Source organism: Kribbella sp. NPDC056951, assembly GCF_042674205.1.
GTDB classification, from domain to species: domain Bacteria; phylum Actinomycetota; class Actinomycetes; order Propionibacteriales; family Kribbellaceae; genus Kribbella; species Kribbella yunnanensis.
Genome location: NZ_JBHUQZ010000009.1, coordinates 1 through 15117 on the forward strand (window position 1 = coordinate 1; position 15117 = coordinate 15117).

At 67.6% G+C, this 15117-nt stretch carries 14 protein-coding genes; 10 read left to right on the forward strand and 4 right to left on the reverse strand.

Features of this window, described 5'->3' with window-relative positions; translation table 11 throughout:
• Window positions 1-379: 379 nt before the first annotated feature.
• Window positions 380-1180 (reverse strand): GNAT family N-acetyltransferase, encoded by an 801-nt coding sequence (locus ACFTSF_RS29375; protein ID WP_380157355.1) that lies wholly within the window; start codon window positions 1178-1180, stop codon window positions 380-382.
• A 58-nt stretch (window positions 1181-1238) separates the two neighbouring features.
• Here ACFTSF_RS29375 and ACFTSF_RS29380 point away from each other — a divergent pair, with 58 nt between their 5' ends.
• From ACFTSF_RS29380 to ACFTSF_RS29390, 3 genes are all read left to right on the forward strand, one after another.
• A complete protein-coding gene (locus tag ACFTSF_RS29380; RefSeq protein ID WP_380157357.1) occupies window positions 1239-1643 on the forward strand; it encodes an ester cyclase in 405 nt (134 codons plus the stop codon).
• Between the two features lie 58 nt (window positions 1644-1701).
• Window positions 1702-2478, forward strand: a complete 777-nt coding sequence (locus ACFTSF_RS29385; RefSeq protein WP_380157358.1) for a TSUP family transporter — start codon at window positions 1702-1704, stop codon at window positions 2476-2478.
• 279 nt (window positions 2479-2757) lie between these two features.
• Complete coding sequence (locus ACFTSF_RS29390) at window positions 2758-3435, forward strand: slipin family protein (RefSeq protein ID WP_380157360.1); 678 nt, start codon at window positions 2758-2760, stop codon at window positions 3433-3435.
• On the opposite strand, the gene ACFTSF_RS29395 is transcribed toward ACFTSF_RS29390, so the two are convergent.
• Entirely contained in the window at window positions 3413-4519 is a 1107-nt protein-coding gene (locus tag ACFTSF_RS29395; RefSeq protein WP_380157362.1) for a cytochrome P450, read from the reverse strand. The genes ACFTSF_RS29390 and ACFTSF_RS29395 overlap by 23 nt on opposite strands.
• Before the next feature lie 121 nt (window positions 4520-4640).
• Here ACFTSF_RS29395 and priA point away from each other — a divergent pair, with 121 nt between their 5' ends.
• The 5 genes from priA to ACFTSF_RS29420 are packed head-to-tail and all read left to right on the forward strand — an operon-like array spanning window position 4641 to window position 11468.
• Window positions 4641-5414, forward strand: coding sequence for a bifunctional 1-(5-phosphoribosyl)-5-((5-phosphoribosylamino)methylideneamino)imidazole-4-carboxamide isomerase/phosphoribosylanthranilate isomerase PriA (priA, locus tag ACFTSF_RS29400; RefSeq protein ID WP_380157364.1), 774 nt, complete (start codon window positions 4641-4643; stop codon window positions 5412-5414).
• A complete protein-coding gene (locus ACFTSF_RS29405; RefSeq protein WP_380157365.1) occupies window positions 5411-7708 on the forward strand; it encodes an HAD-IB family hydrolase in 2298 nt (765 codons plus the stop codon). Before priA ends, ACFTSF_RS29405 begins: the two co-directional genes overlap by 4 nt.
• Window positions 7708-8907, forward strand: coding sequence for a zinc-binding dehydrogenase (locus ACFTSF_RS29410; protein ID WP_380157367.1), 1200 nt, complete (start codon window positions 7708-7710; stop codon window positions 8905-8907). Before ACFTSF_RS29405 ends, ACFTSF_RS29410 begins: the two co-directional genes overlap by 1 nt.
• A 45-nt stretch (window positions 8908-8952) precedes the next feature.
• Window positions 8953-10533: a lactate racemase domain-containing protein gene (locus ACFTSF_RS29415; protein WP_344164396.1), complete on the forward strand. Its 1581-nt coding sequence runs from the start codon at window positions 8953-8955 to the stop codon at window positions 10531-10533.
• A complete protein-coding gene (locus tag ACFTSF_RS29420) occupies window positions 10533-11468 on the forward strand; it encodes a lysophospholipid acyltransferase family protein (RefSeq protein ID WP_344164399.1) in 936 nt (311 codons plus the stop codon). The genes ACFTSF_RS29415 and ACFTSF_RS29420 overlap by 1 nt, the downstream gene beginning before the upstream one ends.
• Before the next feature lie 50 nt (window positions 11469-11518).
• Here the strand turns inward: ACFTSF_RS29420 and ACFTSF_RS29425 are convergent, their stop codons facing one another.
• Together ACFTSF_RS29425 and ACFTSF_RS29430 are read right to left on the reverse strand one after the other, a co-directional pair.
• The gene (locus ACFTSF_RS29425; RefSeq protein WP_380157369.1) at window positions 11519-11770 is read right to left on the reverse strand and encodes a hypothetical protein; all 252 of its coding nucleotides are present in this window, start codon (window positions 11768-11770) and stop codon (window positions 11519-11521) included.
• A 463-nt stretch (window positions 11771-12233) separates the two neighbouring features.
• Window positions 12234-13778, reverse strand: a complete 1545-nt coding sequence (locus tag ACFTSF_RS29430; protein WP_380157371.1) for a M1 family metallopeptidase — start codon at window positions 13776-13778, stop codon at window positions 12234-12236.
• A gap of 105 nt (window positions 13779-13883) precedes the next feature.
• Between ACFTSF_RS29430 and hisF the strand changes: the two genes are divergently transcribed.
• A complete protein-coding gene (gene hisF / locus ACFTSF_RS29435) occupies window positions 13884-14645 on the forward strand; it encodes an imidazole glycerol phosphate synthase subunit HisF (RefSeq protein ID WP_380157373.1) in 762 nt (253 codons plus the stop codon).
• On the forward strand, window positions 14642-15109 hold the full coding sequence (locus ACFTSF_RS29440; RefSeq protein ID WP_344164414.1) for a MarR family transcriptional regulator: 468 nt from the start codon (window positions 14642-14644) through the stop codon (window positions 15107-15109). Before hisF ends, ACFTSF_RS29440 begins: the two co-directional genes overlap by 4 nt.
• Window positions 15110-15117: the final 8 nt, after the last annotated feature.

The following is a 15117-nucleotide window of genomic DNA, read 5'->3' on the forward strand; positions in this document are numbered from 1 at the left end:
ATACCCATTCGCCACCACCCAATCCTCAACCAACCCACCCACCCCGACCACCACCGCCACACCCATTCCGCAACAGGCTCCAGGCGCCGAAAATGTTCCGACCAACGCGCCAGACATCCCCGGGACCCCGAGATCGCGGGCCGGCAATCACTTTGAGCACCCATCAACCACGTGAGCCCCACCGAAACGGTCGAACCGTGCTCAACGTCGCCCCGACCAGCGCACTTTGAGCACCCCTCGACCACCGTCCGACCGCGCACGTGGTTGACCCGTGCACGACGTCGTACCGGCTCGTGGTCGTGCCCTTGACCAATCGGCCTCGGGGTTTGCAATTGACGTTGTACAAGAGGTCTTGAGTAATCGGGGGAGACGGTTGTGGTTAGGGGCGGACCCAGACGGTCCAGCGTTCTAGGCGGTGGTAGTTGAGGCGGGCGTAGACGGGTTGGCCGTTGTCGGAGGCTATGAGGGCGGCTGGGTGGTTCGGGTGGTGGATGGTGGCTGCCCAGGTGAGGGCGGCGCCGGCGCCTCGGCCTCGGGCGGTGGGCATGACGGCTACGTTTTCTACGACTGTGAGACCGGCGGCGTGGTGGGCGGTGGCGGTGGCCAGGGGTGTGTCGCCGTCGTAGCCGACCCAGACGGACGAGCCTTCTAGGAGGGTGGGGTCGTAGACGGAGCCGGGTTCGAAGGGTTGGAGTTCTGGTAGGGGGTAGCCCTCGATGAGAACGCGTTCGGCGTCGGCGAGGCCGGTGGCGTCGGTGACTTGGCGGATGTCCAGGTCGGTGGTGGGCGGTGTGGTGACGGTGTCGGGGAAGCGGACCATCAGGGGTGGGTGGCCGGCCAGGGCGAGGCCGTGCGGGCGGAGGTCGCCGGTGGGCCAGGCGCTGACGAAGAGGTAGGGGACGTCGGCGGGTAGTTCGCGCGCTACCTCCGCGACCACCGATGCCGGATCGACGGGCTGCTTGGGGATCACCCAGTTGGTCAGCGGTCCCCGGTCGCCGAGGATCCCGCCGGCCCAGGTGGCGCCGTCGTACCAGGGTTTGCCGATGCGCCGGGCCGCGTCGGTGGCCCAGGAGGCGTGGGCGAGCACGGCCTGCCGGACGATCGAGTCGGCCGGTTCGAGGTCGGCTTCCCAGCCGGTCGCGAGGGTTTCGCCTTCCGGCGGAAGTATCGAGGACGCCATTCTCCGACTGTCGCACCGGTGAGACTCCGGGGAAATGCCTTGGGTGCACACTGGCGGGATGGGGATCGAGGAGAACAAGGCAGTGGTACGGCGATTCATGGCGGCCGCGATGGCCGGGGATTCGTCGGGGTTCGACGAGATCTGCGCGCCGGATTTCGTCAATCACGCGGCACCGCAGCGGCCCGGGCTGCAGGGGATGAAGGACGTGGTCGCGTTCTCGACGCGGATGCAGCCGGATCAGCGGCTGGTTGAGCAGCACTGGGTTGCTGAGGGTGACCTTGTGGTTCTGTACGGCGTTCGTGCCGCGACCTGGAAGGGGACCGAGTTCCGCGGGATCGCGACTCCCGAGGGGGAGGTGTCGGTCGAGATGGCGCACATGTTCCGGATCCAGGACGGGATGATCTGCGAGCACTGGGCTGTGCGCGATGATCTCGGCATGATGCAGCAGTTGGGGGCGCTCTAGGTGGGATGGGTCACGTAAAGGTTGTTCGGCACAATGGCCTTACCGGATCATGGGGTGTGTGCCTGACATCTCCACCTGGACCCTGATCTTTCTTGTCCTTGCCGCCTTCTCGGCCGGTTGGATCGATGCGGTCGTTGGCGGTGGTGGGTTGTTGCAGTTGCCGGCGATGTTGCTTGGGCTGCCTAACGCTTCGCCCGCGCAGATCCTTTCCACCAACAAGATCTCGTCGTTGTTCGGTACGACGACCAGCGCGGTGACGTTCGGCGTCAAGGTACGGCCGGACAAGCGGACCGTGATCCCGTTGGCGATTCTCGCCGGGCTCGGATCGGCCGCCGGGGCGTTGGTGGCAACGCGCATCCCGATGTCGTGGTTCAAGCCGATCGTGCTGGTGCTGCTGATCGCGGTGGCGATCTACACCGCGATGAAGCCTTCGTTGGGGGCCCGGACTGCATTGCGATTCGACGGGCGTGAGCATTACCTGGCGGCCTGCGGTGTCGGTGTGGTGATCGGTTTCTACGACGGTGCGGTCGGGCCGGGGACGGGGTCGTTCCTGATTTTCGCGCTGGTCGGTCTGCTCGGCTACAACTTCCTGCAGGCCAGCGCCAAGGCCAAGATCGCCAACGTGGCCACGAATCTCGGCGCGATCGGGATCTTCGCGCTCGCCGGTGCGCCGCTGTGGAAGCTCGGTCTGATCATGGGTGCGGCCAACATGGTCGGCGGTCTGCTCGGTGCCCGAACCGCGGTCGCGCGCGGCAGCAAGTTCGTCCGGGTCGTCTTCCTGGTGGTGGTTTCCGGCCTGATCCTGCGGCTCGGGTACGACGTCTTCCTCGGCTGAGCCAATCCAGTTGCCGGTGGCCACTGCCTGCCGTCACACTGAACGCAGACATCGGCCAGGTCAGCAGCGATCACCGGCATTTGCCAGGGATCGTCCTGCGCGTCGTCCTGGTGCGGATGCACCCGCTTTGCAACGGACAAAGCTCTCACGGTTCGCCCCGGTACACGTGCAATCCCGGAGCGCGGCTCTGCAGGCCCGGCTGCTCGTCACGAGCCGGAACCTCCGCCGCCGTTCCGGGCGTGTGCCGGGGCGAACTCTTTTCGGACGAAGGAAGGTGCAATGAAGGTTGTGGTGGGCGCACACGAGCGTGTGCTGGTGTACCGGGACGGTGTCTTCGAGACCCTGCTCGAGCCCGGACGGCACCGCGTTCCGAAGGTCTGGCGGGTACGCCGGGAGTCCGTCGACCTGCGGCTGCGTCAACTCACTGTCAGTGGCCAGGAGATCTTCACCTCGGACGGCGTCACCGTGCGTGTCACGGCTGTCGTGCGCTGGAGGGTGAGCGACCCGCGCGCGTTCGTCGAGTACGCCGAAGCGCCGCTCGACCTGCTGCACCTTGCGCTTCAGTACGCGATCCGCGAGGCGATCGGCCGGCGTGAGCTCGAGGACCTGCTGCGGCCGGACGTCCGGACCGAGGTCAACGCCGAGCTGCCGGAGCCGGTCCGCACGGAGGTTGCCGGGCTCGGCATCACCATCGAGGACGCCACGATCCGCGACCTTGTCCTGATCGGCGAGATCCGGGCTGCGCTGGCCGAGGCTGCGGTCGAGCGTCAGCGGGGTCGGGTCGCGCTTGAGCGTGCGCGTGGTGAGGCGGCGGCGCTGCGGTCACTCGCCAACTCCGCCAAGCTGCTCGACGACCACCCGGCGCTGGCCGCGCTGCGGATGATCCAGGTGGCGGGCGACTCGGGTGCGACCGTCGTACTGACGCCGGACGGTTTCACGCCTCCCACGTCACGTTGAGCGCCGGCACCTTGCGGAACACGAGTCCGCGAGGTGCCGGTGAATCCGCTGCGAGGCTCAGACCAGGCAGGTCCAGTACGGCGGCAACTGCGGTCTGCGTCTCGAGCCGGGTGAGGTGCATACCGAGGCAGATGTGCGGACCGCTCGCGAAGGCGAGATGCCGGCGCGCGTTGGATCGCCGTACGTCGAAGGTGTCGGGGTCGGGGAAGACCTCGGGGTCGCGGCCTGCCCCGGCGAGCGAAACGACGACGAGGTCACCGCGGCGGATGTGCTGTCCGGCGAGTTCGATGTCGCGGGTCGCGTAGCGGTCGACGACTGCGGCGGCTGGTTCGAGGCGGAGGGATTCCTCGAGGGCGTTGGGGAGGAGTGCGGGGTCGGCGCGGACGAGTGCGAGCTGCTCGGGGTTCGTGAGCAGGTGCCAGAGGGCGTTGGTGATCATGCCCTCGGTGGTCTCGATGCCGCCGAACATGAGGACGGCGGCGTTCGCAACCACCTGGTCGATGGTCAGGTCGCGGGCGGCGGTCTGCAGCAGCCCGTCGGATTCGATGCCTGAGGCAACATGTTTGTGCAGCTCGGCAAACGCGGCCGCGCCCTCGGCGGTGACAGGCCGGCCGGCTGCAACTCCAGTCACCGAGTCGGAGATCGCCGTGTACCAGTCGAGCACGGTCGCGGCCGACGCCTGCGGAAGCCCGAGCGAGTACGCGACAACCGCCACGGAAAGCGGTCCAGCCAGTGTTGTTCGCAAGTCTGTGGGAGATTCCACAACGCTCATCAGGTTGGCGACCGTGCTCTCGACTGGTTCCCGGAAGCGGCGGCGGGTTTCGGCTAGGCCGAAGGGGGAGTCGAACGGAGTGCGGTGGGCGGCGTGGGCGGGGCCGTCCAGGGAGAGCATGGAGGGGCCGACGACTTGAGCCGTGGAGAAGCGGGGGTCGTCGACGGTGAAGGTCTCGGGATCGCGCATGACGTCCACGGCGAGAGCGCGGCCGGTGATCACCCAGCCGTTGAGTGCGTCCATCCAGCCGATCGGGCGGATGCTCGCGAGTGCCGGATGGGGGTCGCGTTCTAGCTCCTCGAGAGACACCATGGAAGCAGCATATTGACCAGACCAGTAATGGAGCTGGTATTGCTGAGACACATTGATTCACAGTGATTCAGGAGGGCAGTGGGTTACAAAACGTCCATCATCGCCATCTAGGGTGTGGCCCATGTCTGTGTCAGATTCCTTCCCCACCCCACCGCCCCGGTCCGGGAACCTGGTGCTGCTGCCTGCCGTCGATGTGGCGGACGGACAGGCGGTTCGGCTGGTGCAGGGTGAGGCTGGGAGCGAGACGTCGTACGGCGAGCCGCTGGCGGCTGCGTTGGCGTGGCAGGAGGCCGGGGCGGAGTGGATCCACCTGGTCGACCTGGACGCTGCGTTCGGCCGCGGGAGCAACCGTGAGCTGCTGGCCGAGGTGACCGGGAAGCTGGACGTGCAGGTCGAGTTGTCGGGCGGGATCCGCGACGACGACTCCCTGGCGGCGGCGCTGGCGACCGGGGCCCGGCGGGTCAACATCGGTACGGCCGCGCTGGAGGACCCGGAGTGGTGCGACCGGATCATCCAGCAGTACGGCGACCGGGTGGCGATCGGGCTGGACGTGCGCGGCCGGACGCTGGCGGCGCGCGGCTGGACGAAGGAAGGCGGTGACCTGTACGAGGTGCTCGAGCGGCTGGAGACGGCCGGTTGTGAGCGCTACGTGGTCACCGATGTGACGAAGGACGGCATGCTCCAGGGGCCCAACCTGGACCTGTACCGCGATCTGTGCGCGCGCACGGACAAGCCGATCATCGCCTCGGGCGGCGTCTCCAGCCTCGACGACCTGCGGGCGCTGAGCACGCTGGTCGCAGACGGTGTCGAGGGCGTCATCGTGGGCAAGGCCCTGTACGCCGGCGCGTTCACCCTGACCGAGGCACTCGAACTCACGCGTGGAGGCGACAAGTGAGTCTGGCCGACAAGCTGCAGGACAAGAAGGTCCTCGTCACCGGGATCACCGGTTTCGTCGGTGAGGCCCTGCTGCACCGGATGATCGGCGAGCTGCCCGGGACGACCGTGGTGGCGATCATCCGGCCGAAGGGCTCGCTGACCGGTGCGAACCGGATGGCGCAGCTGCTGAAGAAGGACATCTTCAAGCCGTTCTACGGCGAGGGCACCCCGTACGCCGACGCCGAGGCACTGACCGCGGCCCGGATCGAGGTGGTCGAGGGCGACCTGTCCGACGTACCGCCGCTGCCGAACGATCTCGACATCGTCGTGCACTGTGCCGGTGACGTCAGCTTCGACCCGCCGATCCACGAGGCGTTCACGACCAACGTGCTCGGTACCAAGAGCCTGCTGGAGCGGATCGACGAGAGCCGGCAGGGGACCGATCGCTCGATCCACTACGTGCACATCTCGACCGCCTACACGGCCGGTCGCCGCCGCGGCGCGATCCCGGAGGCGTCGGTCGACCACACCGCCGACTGGCGGGTCGAGGCCGAGGCCGGGATGGCGATGAAGTCCCGGATCGAGGAGCAGTCGCGGTCCGCGCCGATGCTGGCCAAGTTCCGCAAGGAGGCCGAGAAGCTGCACCGCCGCGCCGGTCACCTGACCGCGGCGGTCGACACCGAGCGCCGCCGTACCGAGTGGGTCGCGAAGCGGCTCGTCGAGACCGGCACCGAGCGCGCCCGCAGCCTCGGCTGGACCGACTGCTACACCTTCACCAAGGCGCTCGGCGAGCGGGTCGTCGAGGAGTTCGCGAGTATCTTCCCGACCTCGATCGTCCGGCCGGCCATCATCGAGTCCGCGGTGCAGAGTCCGCACCCGGGCTGGATCGAGGGCTTCAAGATGGCCGAGCCGCTGATCCTGGCCTACGGCCGCGGCGAGCTGCCGGAGTTCCCGGCCAGCCCGGACTCGGTGCTGGAGATCATCCCGGTCGACCACGTGGTCGGCGCGATCTGCGCGGTGATGGCGACCGAGCCCGAGCTGAACAAGCCGGAGTACTACCAAATCGGTTCCGGCGCCCGGAACCCGCTGACCTTCGAGCAGATGTACGCCGGCATCCGCGCGTACTTCTCCGACCACCCGTTCGACCTCGGCGAGCGCGGCGCGGTCCGGCTGCCGGTGTGGAAGTTCCCCGGCGGCGACTCGGTCGAGGCGATGCTCCGGTACGGCGAACGCGCGCACAAGCTCGCGGATGCCGTCATCACCCGTGTCCCGCGCGGTGAGCGCACCCGCAAGTACGCCCGCGAGCTGGACGTGCAGAAGCGCCGGATCGACTTCCTGCGCCGCTACATGGACCTGTACGCCGAGTACGCGCAGGCGGAGATGAACTTCGTCGACGACAACGTGCTCGCGCTGCACAACGCGCTCGAGGGTGACGACCGGGAGAAGTTCGCCTGCGACATCACCGTCGTCGACTGGCAGTACTACCTGCAGAAGGTGCACTGCCCGAGCGTCACCGAGTCGATGCGCCGCCTCGACGTCGTCCGCAAGAAGCGGAACAAGGGGCTCGCGGAGGCGGCCGGCGTACTGAAGAAGGTCGAGCCGGCCGACTCCGAGGTGATCGCCGCGTTCGACATGGACGGCACGCTGCTGTCCTCGAACGTGATCGAGACCTACCTGTGGATGCGGCTGCCCGAGCTGGACGGCCCGCAGCGGGTCGCCGAGATCGGTCAGATGCTGCGTCGGCTGCCGAAGCTGATCTCGGCCGAGCGCAAGGACCGCGGCGCCTTCCTGCGCACGATCTACCGCCGGTACGCCGGTGCGGAGCTCGAGGAGCTCAACCGGATCGTCGACGAGGTGCTGTCCGAGCACGTCCTCGAGCGGCTGAGTGGAGCCGCCGTACGGCGGATTCGCGAGCACCGGGCGGCTGGGCACAAGACGATCCTGATCACGGGTGCCGTGCGACCGCTGACCCGGCCGCTGGAGCCGCTGTTCGACGAGATCATCGCGGCCGAGCTGGCCGTCGACGACCGTGGTCGCTGCACCGGCTACCTGGCCGGGCCGCCGCTGGTCGGCGAGTCGCGGGCCGCGTGGATCAAGCACCGCGCGCGGCAGGGCAACATCGACTTGTCGAAGTCCTTCGCGTACGCCGACAGTCACTCGGATCTGCCGATGTTGTCGGTCGTGGGTAACCCGGTCGCGGTGTCGCCGGACGTGTCGCTGTTCCGGGCCGCTCGGGCCGGGCGCTGGCAGATCGTGGACTGGAAGACGCCGTCGACCTCGTCGCGGCTCGAACTGCCGGGGGTCAACGCCTGATGATGCTCGCACTGGAGATGTACCGCTCGCCCGCCAAGTACCTGGCGGCCAAGGCGGTCGGCGGCCGGATCCCCGGCATGTTGACCGGTCCGGCGGCGCCGCTGCGCCTCGTCACCATCAACGAGCCGAAGGCCGACCGCGACGGCTGGGCGCGGATCCGGCCGATCCTGTCCGGGATCTGTGGTTCCGATCTCGGCATGGTCACCGGCTCCACCAAGATGTACTTCTCGGCCGTCGTGTCGATGCCGTTCGTCCCCGGTCACGAGATCGTCGGCGAACTGCTGGACGACTGCGAGGACCTGCCGAAGGGCACCCGCGTAGTCATGGACAGCGTCCTGACCTGCGCCACGCGCGGTGTCGAACTGTGCGAGGGCTGCGCCTCCGGCAACACCAACCGGTGCGACCGGATCACCGTCGGCCACCTGAAGCCGGGTCTGCAGACCGGGTTCTGCCAGGACACCGGCGGTGGCTGGGGCAACCTGATGGTCGCTCACCGCAGCCAGCTGTACGCCGTACCGGATGGTCTGAGTGATGAGCGCGCTGTGCTCGTGGAGCCGCTGGCCGGTGCCGTGCACGCCGCCTTCCGCGCCAACGTCCAGCCTGGGCAGTCGGTGCTGGTCAGTGGTGCCGGTGCGGTCGGGCTGTTCGCCACGCTCGCGATTCGTGAGCTGACGCAGGCCGGCCGGATCACCGTGGTCGCCAAGCACCCCAAGCAGCGTGAGCTCGCCCGGGCGTTCGGTGCGAGCGATGTGGTTGCGCCCGACGAGGTGTTCCGCGGCGTCCGCCGTTCGACTGGTGCGTTCCGGCTCAAGCCGGACCTCGGCGCCAAGGAGTTCCTGCTCGGCGGTGTCGACGTCGCTGTCGACGCGGTCGGCAGCAAGGACTCGATCGACACCGTGCTGCGGGTCACCAAGGCCGGTGGCCGGGTGGTCCTGTCCGGCATGCCGTCGACCGGTGTCGACCTGTCGCCGGTGTGGTTCCGCGAGCTCGACCTGGCTGGCACCTACGCCTCCGCGACGTCGGAGCCGAACGGGCGCCCGGCGTTCGAGACCGCTTTGGACCTGGCCGGGCGCGCCCCGCTGGACGGTGTGGTCGGGGCGAAGTACCCGCTGTACCGCTGGCGTGAGGCACTCGACCACGCGCATTCGGCCGGCCGCCTCGGCACGGTCAAGGTTGCTTTCGATGTGAGGGCCTCGTGAGGGCCGTGACAGTTCCGCAGGACGTACGACGAGAGGGTTTCTGACATGTCTCGGCCAGGATTCGTGCTTGAGGTGGACGACCGGACTCCGCCGCTGATCGTGCACAACGGTGAGGGTTTCCTGCTGGAGCGCTTCCCGCTCGGCACCCGGGTGGTCTACCCGCCGGAGTCGCTGCCCGCGGTCCGCGACGTGGAGGAGGCGATCCAGAACGCGTTGCTGAACCCGATCGACTCCGAGCCGCTGCCGGAGCTGCTGCGGCCCGGGATGCGGCTGACGATCGCCTTCGACGACATCTCGCTGGCGCTGCCCCCGATGAAGAAGCCGGACATCCGGCAGCGCGTCATCGAGGCCGTGCTGGAGCTGGCCGCGCAGGCCGGTGTCGACGACGTCGAGCTGATCTCCGCGAACGCGCTGCACCGCCGGCTGACGCCGAACGAGCTGCGCGACATCGTCGGCGAGCGGGTCTTCCGGTCGTTCTTCCCCGAGGGCAAGCTCTACAACTTCGACGCCGAGGACACCGAGAACCTGACCCACCTGGGCCAGACCCGGCACGGCGAGGACGTCGAGATCTCCAAGCGGGCGGCCGAGTCCGACCTGCTGGTCTACGTGAACGTGAACCTGGTGGCGATGGACGGTGGCCACAAGTCCACCTCGATCGGGCTGGCGTCGTACAAGTCGCTGAAGCACCACCACAACAGCCACACGATGATCCACTCGCGGTCCTTCATGGACCACAAGGCCTCGAAGATGCACCACTCGGCCTGGCGGATGGGCGAGGTGCTGACCGAGCACGTCAAGGTCTTCCAGATCGAGACGACGCTGAACAACAACGTGTTCGGCGGCGGCCTGGAGTTCCTGCAGAAGCGTGAGTGGGAGTGGTCGCTGAAGGACCAGGCCTCGATGCTCGCGACCAAGCGCGGGCTGGCGGCGGCGCCGAACAAGGTCCGGCACAAGATCTACACCGACGTCCGGTCGCCGTACCAGCTGACCGGGATCAACGCCGGCGCGATCGAGCCGGTGCACGAGAAGACGCTCGAGATGGTGCACCGCCAGCACATGGTCGAGGTGCAGGGCCAGGCCGACGTCGGCGTCATCGGCGTGCCGTACCTGAGCCCGTACAACGTGAACTCGGTGATGAACCCGATCCTCGCCGCGGTGATGGGGATGGGCTACCACTTCAACGCCTACCGGGGGAACCCGATCGTCCGCAAGGACGGCGCGCTGATCCTCTACCACCCGGTGCCGTACGAGTTCAGCCAGCTGCACCACCCGTCGTACGTCGACTTCTTCGAGGAGGTGCTGTCGGAGTCCACGGACCCGGCCACCATCGAGGCGAAGTTCGAGAAGCAGTACGCCGAGGACCCGTGGTACATCCACCTGTACCGGACGTCGTACGCCTACCACGGCGTGCACCCGTTCTACATGTGGTACTGGATCAGCCACGCGCTGGACCACTGCGGCGACATCGTCTGGGTCGGTGCGAACCGCAAGACCGTCGAGCGGATGGGCTTCCGGTCCGCCTCGACGCTGCAGGACGCGCTCGAGATGGTCAGCCACTCGGTCGGCCGGTCGCCGTCGATCACCTATCTGCACAACCCGCCGCACCTGCTCGCGGACGTGCGCTGATGGGGAACAGCCTGGTGAAGTTCAGCCGCGAAACCGTGCGTGACGTCAAGGTCGTCGCGCGCGGCTGGCGCTGGGGCCGGCGCCCGCAGGTACCGCGGTCGGCCGAGGCGTACGTCGTACCGAAGGAGACCACGGTCTTCCCGACCCGCTGGGCCCGGACGCCGGCTGCGATCGCGATCCGCGACGTCCTCCAGAAGGGTCCGCTGAACGCCGTACTCAACGTCAACGTCAAGCCGGAGATCAGCGGGCTCGACTCGCTGCGCAAACTCGACGGCCCGGCGCTGATCGTGGCGAACCACTCGTCGCACCTGGACACGCCGCTCCTGCTGCTGTCCCTGCCGGACTCGATGCGCCGCCGTACGGCGATGGCCGCGGCCGCCGACTACTTCTTCGACACCTGGTGGCGAGCAGCCGGTTCGGCGATCGTGTTCAACACGTTCCCGATCGAGCGCCGCGGCGGCAAACTCAGCGCAACCCCCGGCGACCTGCTCGCCGACGGCTGGAACGTCGTCGTCTTCCCCGAAGGCACCCGCTCACCCGACGGCTGGCTGCAACGCTTCCGCATGGGCGCGGCCTACCTGGCCGTCGAGCACAACGTCCCGGTCATCCCGGTAGGCATCAAGGGCTCCTTCGCCGCCATGCCCCGAGGCCGCGGCTGGCCGGTCCCCGGCCGCCCCACCGTCGCAGTCCGGTACGGCGACCCCATCCGCCCCGCCGAAGGCGAAAGCCCCCGCGACTTCGCCCCCCGAATCGCCGCCGCCGTAGCCGCCCTCCTCGACGAGGAATCGACCAACTGGTACGAGTCCCGCCGCCGAATCGCCGCCGGCACCGCCCCCACCCAAACCGGCCCCAACACCTCAGCCCACTGGCGCCGAGTCTGGGAATCCACCCGCCCGGTGAAAGCAGCAGACAGCCGCCGCAAAGCCTGGAAGTAGTCAGCTGAAGGACGTGGACCGCGGAACAATCTCCGCGGTCCACCCCACCGCTAATTCACCCCAATGCGGGTATAGATGATGTAGTCGAATTTCCAACTAATCGTTGCGGTGCCGGTTTGTCCTCCGATATTGACTCGGAAAACCCACTGGCCGGTGAATCGGTAGTCGACTTCGGACTCCTGCTTACTGCACGACCAGTGGAAGAAGTAGTCGACTGCGACGCCTGGCTTGTCGTAGTTGCAGTTCGGCGGGGTCCGCGTGGCGTTGGCAACCGATACGGGACTGATCGCCACCTTGACCAAAGCGTGACTCACCTTGAACCCGAATGCCGTCGGGAGCCCGGAGACGAAGTTGGTCTGGGCATCGAACGTCGAGTTGGTGTCGGACTTGTGATAGCTGGGCGCCTTCGAGGTGAAGACCTTGCTGCCGAAGTCATCCTGCGGAGAGCGTCCATCATGGCCTGTCGCGTGGCATCCACCAGTCGTTGTGATCGGTGCCGAAGTGAGGATTTTTTCGGATATCTGTCATTCGCATCCTCACGTCGGAGTCGCGTTCCGTAATGAACGCTACTCTCCGTGCTGATATGATGACAATGAGTTTGAGTTGCAGGTTGATGCAGCGGCCAACCTGGCGGTAAGGGTTGACTCGGGTTGGTCGCCTCGCGAGGGGTGATCGAGAAGGCCAGGAAGTAGACCCCGGTCCTCCGCCGTCGCATCGACAGGAGAGGAAGGGGCCGACGGTTGCTGTCGGCCCCTTCTTCGTGTCTTAGTTGCCGCGGCGGTCGGACTGTAGGTCGGTGGGGGTGAGGGTTTTGGCGGTGGGCGGGACGACTGTCCAGTCGGGGTGGTTGGGCATGGGTGGGGTTTTGGTGCCGTAGAGCCAGTCTTCTAGGAAGGGGCGGACGGTCGGGTCACCGGAGACGGTGGTGGCTAGGGCTATGTATTGGTCGGTGGAGATGGTGTTGTTGCGGTGGGTGGTGATGGCCGCTTGTTCGATTTGGTGGAACTTGTCTTGGCCTACCTTTTCGGCGAGGGCGTAGAGGGCCAGGACGCCGCCGGTGTAGCGCTGGTTGTCGAAGAGGTTCTGGGCGTTCGGCTTCGCTACCGGGCCTGAGGACTTCCGCCAGAGGTCGCCTTGGCTGTAGGTGTACTTCATTCGGTCGACCATGGTGGTGTAGCCGCGGGAGTCCGGCCAGCCGCGTTCGTAGCGGTAGAGCAGGCCGTAGTAGTCGGCGTGGCCCTCGTTGAACCAGAGGTCGCTCCAGGAGGCCGGGGTGAGGCTGTTGCCAAACCAGCTGTGGACCAGCTCGTGCATCATGTGGGAGCCGATCTTGTCCTCGGTCTGCGTGAGGTAGTTCGGCTTGTAGAGCGTGAGGGTCTGCGTTTCGAGGCCGGTGAAGTCGAAGGCGTCGGACGCGTCGTTGTTGGCCGGCAGGATGCCGTAGGCCTCGAGCGGGAATGCGCCCAGTCGCTGGGTGACCCAGTTGAGCTGGCCGGCGGTCAGCTTCAGCGCCGCGTCGACCTTGGGCAACCGCGCGGTCGGTACGACGTCACGCAGTACCGGCTCGGTGACCGGGGCGTCGGGGTTGCGGCGGATGATCGTGTAGTCGCCGACGCTGGCCTGGACGAGTTCGGTGGCCATCGGGTTCACGGTCCGGTACGTCGACGTGGTACTTCCGTCGGCGTTCACCTGATCGCCAATATGGTTGCCGCTGGCAACACCGATGGTGCCTTGCGGTGCGGTGATCCGGATGACGTAGTCGGCCTTGTCGGAGGGGTGGTCGTTGCCCGGGAAGATCGTGTGCGCACCGGCGGGCTGCGGCGCGGTGGCGAAGCCGTCCGGGGTGGCGACCCAGCCGCCGGCCGGTGGTTTGATCTTGCGCGGGTCGGCCGTGTAGCTGACGTCGACGACGAACTTGGTGGCGTTGCGGATCGGCCACTCCAGCGACACGACGAGCTCCTCGCCGTCCTGCCGGTAGAGCTCGGTGCTTCCGTCGACCCGCAGCTCGGTGATGTCCAGACCGAACGAATCGAGGTTGAACGCCGACAGGTTCTGGGTGGCGGTGGCGAAGATCTTCACGTGTCCCGCGACCAGCTTGGTGGCGGTGTCGTACTTGAGGTCGAGCTCGTAGCGGTCGGCCTGGTAGCCGCCGTTGCCGAGGTTCGGATAGACGGCGTCCCCGACGCCGGGGGCGCCGGGTGAGGCCGGGAAACCGCCGCCGTCGGCCTGCGCGCCGAGCGACGAGCCGAGGATCAGGGCAGTGGACAGGACAGCGGCTGCAGCGAGACGGCCGTGGCGTCGAACCAGCAAGAGAACTCCTCCAGGGTGAACGGTCTGGACCGATTCTGGCGGCCGAAGGGTTCGCGGGCCGAGCTGTTCGGGCAGAGTCGAACACCTGCCCGATATCCTTTCCGCGTGACTCTTGCCGTGCGAGTGATTCCCTGCCTGGACGTCGATGCCGGGCGGGTGGTCAAGGGTGTCAACTTCACCGGACTGCGCGACGCGGGCGATCCGGTCGAGATGGCCCAGGTGTACGACGCGGAGGGGGCCGACGAGCTCACCTTCCTCGACATCACCGCTTCCTCGGGCTCACGGGAGACGACGTACGACGTGGTCGGGCGGACCGCCGAGCAGGTCTTCATCCCGCTGACCGTCGGTGGCGGAGTGCGCGAGGCGGCCGACGTGGACCGGCTGCTGCGGGCCGGCGCCGACAAGGTCGGGATCAACACCGGCGCGATCGCGCGGCCCGAGGTGATCAAGGAGATCGCGCACCGGTTCGGCAACCAGGTGCTGGTGCTCTCCCTCGATGTACGGCGGTCGCCCGATCAGCCGAGCGGTTTCGAGGTGACGACGCACGGCGGCCGGCGGTCGGCCGGACTGGACGCGATCGAGTGGGCCCGGCGCGGTTGTGAGCTCGGTGCGGGCGAGATCCTGCTGAACTCGATGGATGCCGACGGCACCAAGAAGGGGTTCGACCTGGAGCTCATCCGGGCGGTTCGCGACGTGGTCGACGTACCGCTGATCGCCAGCGGGGGAGCGGGTGCGCCCGAGCATTTCCCGCCCGCGGTCGAGGCCGGGGCGGACGCCGTACTGGCCGCGAGTGTCTTCCACTTCGGCGACTTCCGGATCGCCGACGTGAAGAAGGCGCTGCGCGATGCCGGGATCGTGGTCCGATGACGTCACCTGAAGTCGAGCAGACCAGCGAGCCGCTGGTGGCCGACATCGAGCAGCAGCTGTCTGCCCTGTTCCGGCGGGCGCGCTCGGCCTCGATGATGATGGCCCGCCGGGTGCACCCCGATATGGACGCGGCCGGGTATGCGCTGATCTCGCAGATCGAGTTCATGGGCGGCGCCGGGGTCGGCGTACGCGCTTCGGATGTGGCGCAGGCGCTCGGGCTCGACAAGTCGACCGTCAGTCGGGGGATCACCCAGCTGGAGACGCTCGGTCTCCTCGAGCGCGTCGGCGACCCGGATGACGGCCGCGCCCGCCTGCTCAAACTCACCGAGCTCGGTGCCGAGCGGTTCGGTGCCCTCCGGGCCCAGCGGCAGCTCGAGTTCCGCGCGATCTTCAACCGCTGGAACACCGAGGATCTCTCGGACCTCGGGCGCCTGCTCGGCCGCCTCAACGGCGACCTGAGCTGACCTCACGC